This is a genomic window from Pseudodesulfovibrio karagichevae (assembly GCF_041414475.1).
In the GTDB taxonomy this organism is placed as follows: Bacteria; Desulfobacterota; Desulfovibrionia; order Desulfovibrionales; family Desulfovibrionaceae; genus Pseudodesulfovibrio; species Pseudodesulfovibrio karagichevae.
Window position 1 is genome coordinate 24,939 of the sequence record NZ_JBGLYH010000005.1, and the last position, 12,697, is coordinate 37,635.

Sequence of the window (12,697 nt, forward strand, 5' to 3'; positions counted from 1 at the left end):
GCTTCCGCGTCCGGCCTCTGTATATTGATGATTCGTTTAGTTGCTTTCCAACTGGGAGATCTTGTATTCGACGTACGGCTTGTCGCCGATGTCCTCGCCGTCCAGCTTCTTGTAGGCGGCCAGGGCTTCGGCCTTGTCGCCCGCAGTCTCGGCGGCCAGGGCGAGCTGGCGGTAGACCGGGACGGTGTAGGCGGCGGAGGCCGTGCCGGCCAGTTCCTTCATCTCCTTGAGGGCTTCGGCGCCGTTTCCGGCCAGGGCCATGGCCTTGGCGCGGCCCATGCGGGCGACGAACTGCATCTCGCCCTGGGTCATGCCGACCAGGCTCTCCCAGTATCCCCCGGCCTTGGCGTAGTCGCCCAGGCCCATGGCGGTCTGGGCGGCCTCCAGGGTCACTGCGGGCCGGACGGAATCCGTGACGTCGCCGAGCATGGCGTCGAGCTTGGCCAGGCAGTCGGCTCCGGTGGAGGAGACCATGATCTCGCCGAGGCGGGCCTGGGCGCTCGATTCGGCCCGGGCGCTGTAGGCCTTGTAGCCCGCGTAGGCCACGGTGATGGCCAGGATGACGCAGACCGCGGTGATCAGCTGCTTGCGGTAGGTGAACGCGGCTTCGAGGATCGGGTGCAGGGATTCGGGCGTGCGGGCCTCGATGTCGGTCAGCACGTCGGGTTGAACGGGATTGGTTGCAGCCATGGGATTTTCATGCCTCCATGAGGGTGATTTGTGTGGTGAACGGGCCGGGAAGCGAGGCCCGGCAACGCAGAGGGCTTGATAAGCAAAATTGTAAAAAAGGTCAAAGGCTATTTTGGAAGGAAGACGGAAAACAGCCAAAAACAGGGCCTGTAATCAAGCTGTTGCCTTGGGAAATGACAAAAAATGTAAATTGCCCGGCGGTCCCCGGTCCAAAGTGTATTCGGGTCCCCAAGACGGGAATTGACTTTATCCCCCGGAGGAGGTTAGCAAAATGGCTCGCCGGGGCAGAATTTCATTCGGTTTTCACGGCGGCAATTTCAAGGAGAATGTTCATGGAGTTACGCGAACAGATGGTGGAGATGGGCAGGCGCGCCAAGGCGGCGTCGCGCAGGCTTTCGGCGGCCTCGGGCAAGGCCAGGCAGGACGCCCTGCTGATCCTGGCCGACCTGCTGGAGTCCGAGGCCCCGGCCATCCGGGAGGCCAACAGGCTCGACCTGGACGCGGCGGCGCAAAGCGGCCTGGACAAGGCCCGGGTGCAGCGGCTGACCATCAGCGACAAGGTCCTCAAGTCCATGACCCAGGGGTGCCGCGAGGTGGCCGCCATGGCCGACCCGGTGGGCGAGATCGAGTCCATGGTCAAGCGCCCCAACGGCATGCTCGTGGGCCGCATGCGCGTGCCGCTCGGCGTGGTGGCCATGATCTACGAGTCCCGGCCCAACGCCACGGTGGACGCGGGCATCCTCTGCCTCAAGGCGGGCAACGCGGTCATCCTGCGCGGCGGCTCCGAGGCCTTCCACTCCAACAGGTGCCTGGCCGACCTGATGCACAGGGCCCTGGAAAAGGCCGGGCTGCCCAGCGACGCGGTCCAGGTGCCGCCGACCACGGACCGCGAGGCCGTGGCCGAGCTGCTCAAGCTCGAACAGTACATCGACGTGGTCATCCCGCGCGGCGGCGAGGGGCTCATCCGCGCCGTGACCAGCCAGGCGACCATGCCGGTGCTCAAGCACTACAAGGGCGTGTGCCAGATTTTCGCCGATGCCTCCTGCGACATCGACAAGGCCGTGCCGATCATCGAGAACGCCAAGATGCAGTACCCCAGCGGCTGCAACGCCGCGGAGTGCCTGCTGGTCCACCGGGACGTGGCCAAGGCGCTGCTGCCCAGGGTGGCCGAGGCCATCGGCCCCAAGGGCGTGAAGTTCAAGGCCTGCCCCGAGTCCCTGCCCCTGCTCGGCGCGTACGCCGAACCCGCCGCGGAAGCGGACTGGGGCTACGAGTTCCTGGACCTGATCCTGGCGGTCAAGGTGGTCGCGGACCTGGACGAGGCCATGGACTACATCGCGGAGTACGGCTCCAACCACACCGAGGCCATCCTGTCCGAGGACTACGCCAACTGCATGCGCTTCATCCGCGAGGTGGACGCCTCCCTGGTGGTGGCCAACTCGACCACGCGCTTCAACGACGGCGCGCAGCTCGGCCTGGGCGCGGAGATCGGCATCTCCACCTCCAAGCTCCACGCCTACGGCCCCATGGGCATCAAGGAGCTGACCAGCGCCAAGTTCGTTCTTTTGGGCGAAGGGCAGATCCGGGAATAGCCTGCCGACATTATTCATATGGAATTGAACGGGCCGTCCGCAAGGGCGGCCCTTTTTTGTTGGCCGGGTTTTCCTGTTTGCAGTATGCCTATACCATGGAATCGATTTGGAGGTGATTGGCATGAATATCATCTTGAAGCTGCTGGATTGGCCGGTGCTGCTGTTCGTGGGGCTCTTGCTGTTTGTCCGGACCTTCCGGGAGGAAATGCGGAAGGTGATCGTCCGCGGGGGGCTGACCGTCACCTGGGGGGGCGCAACCTTCTCCATCGACAAGCTGCCCGAACAGCTAGACGAGAATTTCGCCCCTATGGACGACGACATCCGGACACTGGAGGAGCGCGTCGCCCGGCTGGAATCGGGGTCGGGCATGCCGCTGGTGCGCGCCGTCAGGCTGGCCTCCCCTCTGCGCGTGACGCCTCTGGAAAGTCCCGGCGGCTTTATGGGTGAGAGCTCCGGGGCGGCTGGGTTCATGCGGGCCAAGGACGATGCGGACGGGGAAATCCATCTTGAAGAGCCGGACCTTGCGCAAGTCGACGCCGGTTCTCCGGAGGTGGATGACGACGTCGCGTGCCGAAAGATGCTGGCCGCCCTGCGCGAGGGCAAGTATCGTTGGCGTAGCCTGGACCGGCTGGCCACGGTGGCCGGGGTTTCGACGGCCAGGGCGGACGCCCTGTTGCGCGTCATGCCGGAGGTCGTCATGGGCGCGGGTAAGCAGGGAAGGCCGCTGGCCCGGCTTCGCTCCATGTGATTCCTCCACCTGCCGCTCCTTGATTTTTCCAAGGCCTGCCCGTATCTGAGGAGTGTAAGGAGATCGGCAATGAAGATAGGTATTTTGGGCGGCAGTTTCAATCCGGTGCACACCGGCCACGTGCGCATGGCCGTGGAGGTCCTCGAACAGCTCGGCCTGGACCGGGTGGAGCTGGTTCCGGCGAGCGAGCCCCCGCACAAGCGGGGGGAGGACGTCCTGCCCTTCGACCTGCGCATGGAGCTGGTCGACCGGGCCATCGCGGACATCCCCGGCCTGGGGTCCAACCCGCTGGAGGCGGAGCGGCCCGGCCCGTCGTTCACCTGCGACACCTTGACCTGCTACCGGACGAAAGAGCCGGAAAAGGAACTGTATTTCATCCTCGGCGCGTCCACCTTCCTGGAGCTGCACAACTGGCATCGCGGCCTGGAGATCCCGGCCCTGGCCTCGCTGGTGGTGGTCAACCGCTGGGAGGCGGCCGACGACGTGGCCGGGTTCGTGGCCGAGCACTGGCCCGAGGCGGCCTCCGAGGGCGGCGGCATGTGGCGGCTGCCCGGCGGCAATACCATCCGGTTGCTGGACAGCCCGCGCCTGGACATCAAGGGCGGGCACATCCGCCGCCGCTGGCTGGACCGGCGCAACCTCAGCCTGCTGGTCCCGGACGGGGTCCGCGACCTGCTTGAGGAACGCGCAGAAGAGATAGAGCGCTACTGGGGCGAGCGGAAGGGGGCGTGATTCCTGACCGGAGCGGTCAGGCCGGGAAGGTCCGGATGGTGTCGAGGACCGCGCCCAGGACCGTTTCGGGCGTGGTCTCGGTCATGCATTCGAAGCCGCGCGCGCATTTCCTGGCCCCGTGCAGGGAGCAGGGGCGGCAGGGCAGGTCTCGTTCCAGGACCACGTCCTTCTCGCCCGCCGGATAGAATCCCCAGGCGCGGGCCGTGGGCCCAAACAGGGCGACCACCGGGGTGCCCACGCCGCAGGCCAGGTGCATGGGCCCGGAGTCGCCGGTGACCAGCAGATCGGCCCGCGCGAGCAGACCGCAGGTGGCGCGCAGGTCGGTGGCGTTGGTCAGGTCGCGCTCGTGGCCGCTCGTCAGCGGCGTCTCGTTTCTTCCCACCACGAACCAGTTCACGCCCTCGGCGTCCAGCAGGGCGGCCAGCCGGATCCAGTTCTCGGCGGGCCACTGCTTGGCCGGGTGGGTGGCGTAGGGGTGCAGGGCCACGCGCGGCCTGTCGCAGGAGATGGGCGACAACCGCCGTTCGGCCGCATGCGTTTCGTCTTCGGTCAGGAAGAGGCGCGGCAGCACGGCCTCGCGTTCGGGCGCGTGCCGGTCCAGGGCCAGGGCGTAGCGCTGGGGGACGTTCAGGGCCTCCAGTTTCACGCGGAAGCGGTCCGAGCGGGTGCGCTCGAACAGGCGGCGGGCCAGGCCGAACTTGGGGTAGCGGCGGACCTCGCCCTTCCAGCGCAGGGCCAGGATGCGCGAGCGCAGGGTGCCGTGCAGGTCAATGAGCGTGCTCCCCGCGTATTGCCGGGCCAGTTCGCCGGTCCTGCGCCACCAGCCCGCGTCGGTCAGGTCCGCCCCGGTCAGGCCTATGGTCCCGGCCACGGCGGGGTGGTTGGCGAGCAGGGGCAGGTTGGCCTCCCTGGTCACGACGACGAAGGTCCGGCCGGTCCGCTCGAACCAGTGGGACAGGACGCCGGTGGCCAGGGCCACGTCGCCCATGTGCCCCAGGCGGAAGACCACGGCGGGGTGTTCGGCTGCGCTCGGATTCATGCCCGTCCTGTTCGCCTCAATCGCCCTGGAAGTCAAGCCTGTTGCGTGTTGCGCAGGTTCGTGGCATCTGCTACATCCATCGGTAATGCACTGTGTTCGTTCCTCTCGTTTCCAGGAAGTGAAAAGAACCCATGGTTGAACTCATACTCGCCGTCGGCGTGGCCATCTTTGTGTCCGCATTCTGCTCCGTGGCCGAAGCGGCCCTCTATTCCATGACCTGGGCCGACATCCAGAAGCTCAAGGACAGCGGCCGCAAGTCCGCGATTCTGCTTCACAAGCTCCGATCGAAGATCGACGAGCCCATCACCGCCATCCTGACCCTGAACACCTGCGCCCACACCGCCGGGGCGGCCGTGGCCGGCTGGGCCTGGGCCAAGCTCTACGGCGAGGACACGCTTTGGCTCTTTACAGTGGGCTTTACGGTAATTATTCTCATTTTCACGGAGATTATGCCCAAGACCCTGGGCGTGCTCTACTCGGACGTGATCGCGCCGCCCCTGGCCCGGCCCCTCAAGGGCATGGTCTGGGTGTTCAAGCCGATCATCGCCGTCATGGGCGTGCTGTCCAAGGCCGTCAGCCACCGGGAGTCCAAGCCGGACCACACCGAGGACGACATCCGGGCCATCGTCAGCCTGACGCGCCGTTCCGGGGTGATCAAGCAGTACGAGGAGACCTCCATCCGGAACATCCTCTCCCTGGACTGCAAGACCGTGGAGCGGATCATGACCCCGAGGACTGTGGTCTTTTCGCTGCCTGCGGACATGACCGTGGCCCAGGCCAGGGAGGAGCACCCCAACTGGCCGCACAGCCGCATCCCGGTGTACGAGGAGGATACCGAGGACATCGTGGGCGTGGTCTACCGGCGGCTGGTGCTCGAGGCCCTGGCCGACGACCGGGACGAGCTCAAGCTGTCGGACATCATGCGCCCGGTGCGCTTCGTCCTGGAGTCCGTCACCCTGGATAAGCTCCTGGTGCAGTTTCTGGGCAGCCGCATGCACCTGGCCGTGGTCCTGGACGAGTACGGCGGGGTGGCCGGGGTGGTCACCCTGGAGGACGTGCTCGAGGAGATTTTGGGCAGCGAAATAGTTGACGAGACGGACCAGGTGGTGGATATGCGGGAACTCGCCCGCACGCAGCGGGATGAGCTGACCCGCGCCCGCAACGGCTCCACCGGCGGGGACAAGAACGAATAGCGCTCGACGCAAGGAATCAAATGGCCAAGAAGTCCAATAAAATCGTGTACGCCGTCGCCCTGGTCCTCTTCCTGGGCGGCCTTTCCTACCTTATCTTTTCCGGCCTGACCCAGGATTCGGTCTACTTCCTGAACGTGACCGAGGCCCTGGCCCAGGACCGTGCGGAGATCGGCAACGCCCGGCTGTTCGGCAAGGTCTCGCCCAAGGGGCTGGCCATCGCCGACGGCAAGCTCGGGGCCGACTTCGACCTGATGGACAAGGTGCAGCACGACAAGGCCCTGCGGGTGGAGTATAAGGGCGCGCTGCCCGACACCTTCAAGGCGGACGTCGAGGTCATCGTGGAGGGCAGGTTCTCCCCGGACGGGCAGGTCTTCCTGGCCAGGACCCTGGTGACCAAGTGCCCCTCCAAGTACGAAGAGAAGAGCAAGCAGATGGACATTCAGCAGGGGCAGGCCGGTTAGTGAAATCTTTTTCACATGATTGCGCCCCGGTTCTTTCCCTTCTATCGCCGTTGAACCCGCCGGACACGATCGCGGGACGGGGGGGCGCCGCTCCCTTCACCCGCTCGTCGAATTTGTTGTAAGGAGCCTCTATGCATCTGACCGGATACGTCGGTTTACTCTTTTCCCTGCTCGCCTTCCTCTTTCTCGCCGGTTTCGCCGGTTTCGCCGCCTGGTCCAGGAAGGATGAGGCCCTTATCGTGGTGGAGCGGGGCCAGATCATCGCCGCATGCGGCGTCATCTTCTCCACGCTCGTCCTGCTGTTCGCCCTGGCCTCCAGGGACTACTCCTTCCGCTACGTCTACAACAACGTGGACCACGCCCTGTCCTTCGTCTACACCCTGACCGCCCTGTGGGGCGGCCGCGAAGGCTCGCTGCTGTGCTGGGAACTGATCATCGCCCTGTCCGGCCTGATCTTCGTGGCCACGCCCGGCTACAAGTCCCTGGCCTCGGAGACCAAGCTCTTCTTCTGGATGTTCTTCCTGACCGTGCAGGGCTTCTTCCTGCTCCTGCTCACGGGCTGGTCCAATCCGTTCATCATGATCGACCCGGCCCCGGCCGACGGGCGCGGCCTGAACCCGCTGCTGCGCAACCCCGGCATGATCTTCCATCCGCCCCTTCTGTTCGCGGGCTTCGCCCTGTACACCATCCCGGCCTGCGCGGCCCTGGCCGCGAGCATCGCCGGGGAGAGGAAATCGTGGATCAAGGCGGTCCGCAACTGGAACATCCTGTCCTGGATATTCCTGACCGCGGGCATCGTCCTGGGCGGCTGGTGGTCCTACATGGAGCTCGGCTGGGGCGGCTACTGGGCCTGGGACCCGGTGGAGAACGCCTCCCTGATCCCCTGGTTCGCGGGCACCGCCGTGCTGCACACGTCGATCATCGAATCGAGGCGCAACGCCCTGCAGCGGACCAACGTCTTTCTGATGTCCCTGACCTTCATCCTGTGCGTCTTCTCGACCTACCTGACCCGCTCCGGCGTGATCGACTCCCTGCACACCTTCGGCGAATCCGGCGTGGCCAAGCCCCTGTTCTGGTCCATGGTCGTGACCCTGGTCATCACCCTGATGGTCACCTTCCTGTCCGAGCGGCTGACCCACCGCTCCCTGTCCGATTTCCTCAGCCGCCAGGGGCTGCTGGTCATCACGGCCTGGTTCCTGCTGGCGCTCGGCCTGGTGGTCACCCTGGGGACCATGTGGCCGGTCATCAGCCGGTTGTGGACCGTCTCCCCCATGGGGCTGGACGCCCATTTCTACAACCGGGTCTGCCTGCCGTTCATGGCCCTGCTGGTGCTCCTCTTCTGCTTCTGCCCCTGGCTGGGCTGGAAGGGCGGCGTCCGCAACATGAAGGGATTCCTCGCGGTCGGCGTCGTGCTGGTGGCCGCCTTCGCCGGGTTCTACCTGTCGGGCATGACCAACGTGCTGGCCGCCCTGACCGCCGCCGCCTCGGTGGCCGCCCTGGTCGGCATCGGCCTGCTCTTCGCCCTGTACCCGGCCCTGCGCGCCATGCGCCAGTCCTGGGGGGCCTACGGCGTGCACCTCGGCCTGGTGCTCCTGGCGCTCGGCGTGGCCTTTTCCGGGCCGTACAAGACCGAGCGCGAGGTGGTCCTGGCCCAGGGCGAATCCGTGGCCATCGGCGAGTTCACCGTGACCTACGCCGGGCTGCACGAGGACCGCAACGTGGGCGACATCGAGATCCGGGCCACGGCCACCCTGGCGGTCGCCAAGGACGGCCGGGACGTGGGCGTGCTCAAGCCCGACAAGCGCATCTACAAGAACTTCCCCAACCAGCAGTTCGCCGAGGTGGGCACCATCCCGAGCTTCGGCGACGAGCTCTACGCCACGCTGCTCGGCCTGACCGAGGACAACAAGGCGAGCTTCAAGATCAGCGTCAACCCGCTGGTCAACTGGATCTGGATCGGCGGCACGATCATGTGCCTGCTCGCCTTCCTCCTGCTCAGGCGCGCGCCCCGGCCCGGCGAGGTCAGGTAGATGGCGGACGCGGGCAAACCCCTGCTGACCGTGAAGCGGGCGGCCAAGTTCTTCGGCAACAAGCTCGTCTTCAAGGAGATATCCTGCGAGGTCCGCCCCGGCGAAATCGTGCTGGTGGCCGGTCCCAACGGCGCGGGCAAGTCCACGCTCATGCGCATCATGGCGGGGCTGAGCAAGCCTTCGGCGGGCGAGGTCCTGCTCGATCTCGAGCCCGAGGAGACCGCCTATCTCGGCCACGCCACCTTCATCTATCCCGGGCTGACCGCTTTGGAGAACCTGCGCTTCTGGGCGTCCATGTACGGCCTGTCGCCGACAAAGGACGAGCTCATGGCCCTGCTCAAGCGGGTGGGGCTGGAGCGGGCCGCCGAGGAAAAGGCCGGGTCGTTCTCGCGCGGCATGGCCCAGCGCCTGAACCTGGCGCGCATCTACCAGGCCCGGCCCAAGCTCATCTTCCTCGACGAACCCGGCACCGGGCTCGACCCCGCCTCGCTGAAACGGCTGCGCGGGGAGATCACCGGTCTGCGCGACCGGGGCGCGGCCATCGTCTGGATCAGCCACCACGTGACCGAGGACGCCGTCCTGGCCGACACGGTCCTGGCCCTGGGCGGGCGCAGGGTGGAATATTTCGGCCCGGCCTCGGGCTTCACCCCGGAGGGCGCATGCTGAAGCGCACCCTGGCCATCGCGAAAAAGGACCTCAAGCTCTCCCTGTCCGGCGGGCAGGGGCTGGTCCAGGCGGTCCTGCTCGGCCTGCTGCTGATTTTCCTGTTCTCGCTGTCCAAGCCGCTGGGCGGGGCCATCTCGCCCCAGGCCGCAGGGGCCATATTCTGGCTGGCCTCGGCCTTCGGCCTGGTCCTGGTCTTCAACGATCTGTTTTCCATAGAGGAAATGAACGGGGCGCGCATCGGCATCCTGTCCTCGCCCGCGCCGGTGCACGCGGTCTGGCTGGGCAAGGGGCTGGCCGGATTCGGTCTGCTGTTCGTCTCGCAGCTGGTGTTCCTGCCGGCCACGGCGGCCTTCCTGGGGCAGTCGGTCAGCGGCCCGTGGTGGCTGCTCTGGGTCACGCTGCTGGGCGCGGATCTCGGGCTGGTCATCATCGGCGCGTTGCTCGGGGCGCTCTCCCAGGGCCAGGCGGCCCGTGAATCGCTGCTGTCGGTCATCGTGTTCCCGCTGCTGCTGCCCGTGCTTCTGTCCTGCATCACTCTGTTCGGCCTGTGTTTCTCGCCCGAGCACACCATGGGCTACGGCCAGTGGCTCGGCCTGATTTTCGCCTTTGACTGTCTGTTCGGCGGGGCCGGGTTGTTCCTGTTCCCGTTCGTCTATAGTGGGGAAGAGTAGTTATGAAAGTTTCCATCCTGGCCATCCTGGCGGGCATCGCGCTGGCGGCGCACCAGGTCATGATCTGGTTCTACGCGCCCATCGCCCAGTCCGGGCCCGTGCAGAAAATCTTCTACATGCACCTGCCGTGCTCCTGGTGGGCCCTGGTCTCCTTTTTCGTGGTCTTCGCGGCCTCCATCCTCTACCTGTTCACGCGCAACGACCGGTACGACCGGGTGGCGGCCGGGGCGGGGGAGCTGGGCGTGCTCTTCGCGACCATGACCCTGATCTCCGGGTCCACCTGGGCCCGGGCCGAGTGGGGCCACTGGTGGCTGTGGGATCCGAAGCTGACCACCGCATTGATCATGTGGTACGTCTACGCCGGGTACCTGGTCCTGCGGAACACCCCCATGGGCCGCGACCGCAAGGCCCTGGTCTGCGCGGTGCTCGGCATCGTCGCCTTCCTGGATGTGCCGCTGGTCTTCTTCGCGGCCAAGCTCTGGGGCAGCGCCCATCCCGACGGCCTGGCCCGCCAGGGCTCGGGCATGGAGGCGCGCATGTGGCACACGGTTTTCGCCGGGCTCTTCGCCTTCGGGCTGCTCTGGGGAGCCATGCTCCTGACCCGCATCCGCCAGCTCGGCCAGAAGGCCCGGCTCGAGGCCATGCTCGTCTGGGACGAGGAATAGCAACTTAGTAAAACGCAAGGATACAGCATGTCCGCAACCACCTATATCTTCATCGCCAACGTGGTCGTCTGGCTCGGCGTGGCCGGGTATCTCGCCTTCCTGGCGTCGCGCTCCGCCGACCTGGAAAAGCGCATCCGCCAACTGGAACTGCTGGGGGACGACCATGACGGATAACCGCGTCCTTATCGGCCGCAAGGCCGTCATCCTGGCCGTGTTCCTGGCCCTGGCGGCCATGTTCGCGACCAGCTTCCTGTACCGCATGAACAACCCCAACCTGGTCGTGAAGTCCCAGCCCTCGCGCAGCTTCACTGACGCGGGCGAAGGGCAGGGCGGTCCGGGCGCGCCCGCCATGGGCGGCGCCGTGAGCGGGGCCATGTCGCGGGTCAAGGAGTACCTGGACCGCGTGAAGAAGAACCCCGACGACGTGGAGGCCCTGGTCGGCCTGGGCAACTCGTTTCTGATGATGCGCGCCTGGGACCGCGCCCTGGAGCCGCTGGAAAAGGCGCGCGGGCTCGAGCCGGACAACACCTCGGTGCTCAAGGCCGTGGGCATCGCCTACTTCAACAAGGAAGACTACGCCAAGGCGAGCGAGGCCTACGAGGCCATCCTCAAGATCGATCCCGAGGACACTCTCGCGCTTTTCAATCTGGGCGTGATTTACAAGCATTCTTTCAAAAAACCGGACATTGCCCAAACATACTTCGAAAAGGTCCTGGCTCTGGAAAAACAAGATGCGGAAATGCTCAAGCTGGCCCGGCAGGAGTTAGGCAAATAGGATTTTCAATCATTCAAGCGTGTTGCCTTCTGTAACACGGGCCGGGATATGATTGACATGAGGCTGAAAATAACTACAATGTCACATTCCGTGGCTTTTCCCGCCGGAGACGGTATTTCCGGCGGTCAACTGGTTTAGCACATTGAGTGGTAACGAACCCTTATACATTTCGAGGAGAGGTAGCATGAGAGTCAAACTGAGTCTGATAGCTCTGTGTCTCGTCATGGCGGCCATGCTGGCTGCCTGTGGCGGCGAAGCGAAAAAGGATGAGAAACAGGATAAGAAGGCTGACGTGGAAACCGGCGAGGTCGCCGCTCCGGCCAAGACCCTGGTCCTCGGCGTTGCCGGCGCCCATTCCGGCGACCTGGCCTCCTACGGCCTGCCCACCGTGAACGCCGCCAAGCTGGTGGCCGACAAGATCAACGCCGCCGGCGGCGTGAACGGCGCCACGGTCGAGGTCATGCCCCAGGACGACCAATGCAAGCCCGAGCTGGCCACCAACGTCGCCACCAAGCTGCTCTCCGACGGCGTGAAGATCGTCCTGGGCCACATCTGCTCCGGCGCCACCAAGGCCGCTCTGCCCATCTACCTGTCCGGCAAGATCGTGGTCATGTCTCCGTCCGCCACCAATCCGCCGCTGACCCAGTCCGGCGAATACCCGAACTTCTTCCGGACTATCGCTCCGGACGACGCCCAGGCCGCCCTGGAAGTCGCCTTCGCCAAGTCCCTGGGCCTGAAAAAGGTCGCCATCATCCACGACAAGGGTGACTACGGCAAGGGCTTCGCCTCTTTCTGCAAGCAGTTCATCGACGCCGACCCGGCCATCGAGCAGGTCCTGTTCGAGGGCGTGACCCCCGGCGCCGTGGATTACTCCGCCGTGGTCCAGAAGATCAAGAGCTCCGGTGCCGAGGGCGTCATCTTCGGCGGCTACCATCCGGAAGCCTCCAAGATCGTTACCGGCATGCGTAAGAAGGGCATGGACATCCCGTTCATGTCGGATGACGGCGTGAAGGACGACACCTTCATCAAGGTCGCCGGCAAGTACGCCGAGGGCGTCTACGCCACCGGTCCCATGGACTTCTCCAGCAACCCGCTTTACCAGGAGGCCGTCGCCGCCCACAAGGCCAAGTTCGGCACCGATCCCGGCCCGTTCTTCCCCGAGGCCTACTCCGCGGCCCTGGCCCTGCTGAACGCCGTCAAGGTCGCCGGCGGCACCGATTACGACAAGATGATCGATGCCCTGCACACCTCCTACGTCGATACCCCGGTCGGCAAGATCAAGTTCGACGCCAAGGGCGACGCCGAGGGCGTCGGCTTCGCCGTCTACCAGGTGAAAGACGGCAAGTACGTGGAAGTCAAGTAGATATAGGCTTCCAAATGGATTAGACCAGGGGACGGGCCATGCCCGTCCCCTGGATTTATTTAATGAACAGGA

Annotated in this window: 14 protein-coding genes; 12 read left to right on the forward strand and 2 right to left on the reverse strand. The window is 65.4% G+C overall.

Annotated features, from left to right (window positions below; translation table 11 throughout):
• Window positions 1–36: 36 nt before the first annotated feature.
• Window positions 37–690 (reverse strand): YfgM family protein, encoded by a 654-nt coding sequence (locus AB6M95_RS03155; protein ID WP_371385279.1) that lies wholly within the window; start codon window positions 688–690, stop codon window positions 37–39.
• 332 nt (window positions 691–1,022) lie between these two features.
• Between AB6M95_RS03155 and AB6M95_RS03160 the strand changes: the two genes are divergently transcribed.
• The 3 genes from AB6M95_RS03160 (at window position 1,023) to nadD (ending at window position 3,762) form a co-directional block, all read left to right on the forward strand.
• Window positions 1,023–2,282, forward strand: a complete 1,260-nt coding sequence (locus tag AB6M95_RS03160) for a glutamate-5-semialdehyde dehydrogenase (protein ID WP_371385280.1) — start codon at window positions 1,023–1,025, stop codon at window positions 2,280–2,282.
• 121 nt (window positions 2,283–2,403) lie between these two features.
• Window positions 2,404–3,030, forward strand: coding sequence for a hypothetical protein (locus tag AB6M95_RS03165; RefSeq protein ID WP_371385281.1), 627 nt, complete (start codon window positions 2,404–2,406; stop codon window positions 3,028–3,030).
• A 69-nt stretch (window positions 3,031–3,099) separates the two neighbouring features.
• Window positions 3,100–3,762, forward strand: coding sequence for a nicotinate (nicotinamide) nucleotide adenylyltransferase (gene nadD, locus AB6M95_RS03170; RefSeq protein ID WP_371385282.1), 663 nt, complete (start codon window positions 3,100–3,102; stop codon window positions 3,760–3,762).
• A 16-nt stretch (window positions 3,763–3,778) separates the two neighbouring features.
• Here the strand turns inward: nadD and AB6M95_RS03175 are convergent, their stop codons facing one another.
• The gene (locus AB6M95_RS03175; RefSeq protein WP_371385283.1) at window positions 3,779–4,801 is read right to left on the reverse strand and encodes a glycosyltransferase family 9 protein; all 1,023 of its coding nucleotides are present in this window, start codon (window positions 4,799–4,801) and stop codon (window positions 3,779–3,781) included.
• A gap of 131 nt (window positions 4,802–4,932) precedes the next feature.
• Between AB6M95_RS03175 and AB6M95_RS03180 the strand changes: the two genes are divergently transcribed.
• The 9 genes from AB6M95_RS03180 (at window position 4,933) to AB6M95_RS03220 (ending at window position 12,625) form a co-directional block, all read left to right on the forward strand.
• A complete protein-coding gene (locus AB6M95_RS03180; RefSeq protein ID WP_371385284.1) occupies window positions 4,933–5,994 on the forward strand; it encodes a hemolysin family protein in 1,062 nt (353 codons plus the stop codon).
• Between the two features lie 20 nt (window positions 5,995–6,014).
• Window positions 6,015–6,455, forward strand: coding sequence for a cytochrome c maturation protein CcmE (locus tag AB6M95_RS03185; protein ID WP_371385285.1), 441 nt, complete (start codon window positions 6,015–6,017; stop codon window positions 6,453–6,455).
• 131 nt (window positions 6,456–6,586) lie between these two features.
• Window positions 6,587–8,485 (forward strand): heme lyase CcmF/NrfE family subunit, encoded by a 1,899-nt coding sequence (locus AB6M95_RS03190; protein WP_371385286.1) that lies wholly within the window; start codon window positions 6,587–6,589, stop codon window positions 8,483–8,485.
• Window positions 8,486–9,151, forward strand: a complete 666-nt coding sequence (gene ccmA, locus AB6M95_RS03195) for a heme ABC exporter ATP-binding protein CcmA (RefSeq protein WP_371385287.1) — start codon at window positions 8,486–8,488, stop codon at window positions 9,149–9,151.
• Window positions 9,145–9,822 carry a heme exporter protein CcmB gene (locus AB6M95_RS03200; protein ID WP_371385288.1) on the forward strand — a complete coding sequence of 226 codons (678 nt, stop codon included), beginning with the start codon at window positions 9,145–9,147 and terminating at the stop codon, window positions 9,820–9,822. The genes ccmA and AB6M95_RS03200 overlap by 7 nt, the downstream gene beginning before the upstream one ends.
• 2 nt (window positions 9,823–9,824) lie before the next feature.
• A complete protein-coding gene (locus AB6M95_RS03205) occupies window positions 9,825–10,487 on the forward strand; it encodes a cytochrome c biogenesis protein (RefSeq protein ID WP_371385289.1) in 663 nt (220 codons plus the stop codon).
• 27 nt (window positions 10,488–10,514) lie between these two features.
• Window positions 10,515–10,661 (forward strand): CcmD family protein, encoded by a 147-nt coding sequence (locus AB6M95_RS03210; protein ID WP_371385290.1) that lies wholly within the window; start codon window positions 10,515–10,517, stop codon window positions 10,659–10,661.
• On the forward strand, window positions 10,651–11,262 hold the full coding sequence (locus tag AB6M95_RS03215; RefSeq protein WP_371385291.1) for a tetratricopeptide repeat protein: 612 nt from the start codon (window positions 10,651–10,653) through the stop codon (window positions 11,260–11,262). The genes AB6M95_RS03210 and AB6M95_RS03215 overlap by 11 nt, the downstream gene beginning before the upstream one ends.
• A 184-nt stretch (window positions 11,263–11,446) precedes the next feature.
• Window positions 11,447–12,625 (forward strand): branched-chain amino acid ABC transporter substrate-binding protein, encoded by a 1,179-nt coding sequence (locus tag AB6M95_RS03220; protein ID WP_371385292.1) that lies wholly within the window; start codon window positions 11,447–11,449, stop codon window positions 12,623–12,625.
• Window positions 12,626–12,697 lie beyond the last annotated feature (72 nt).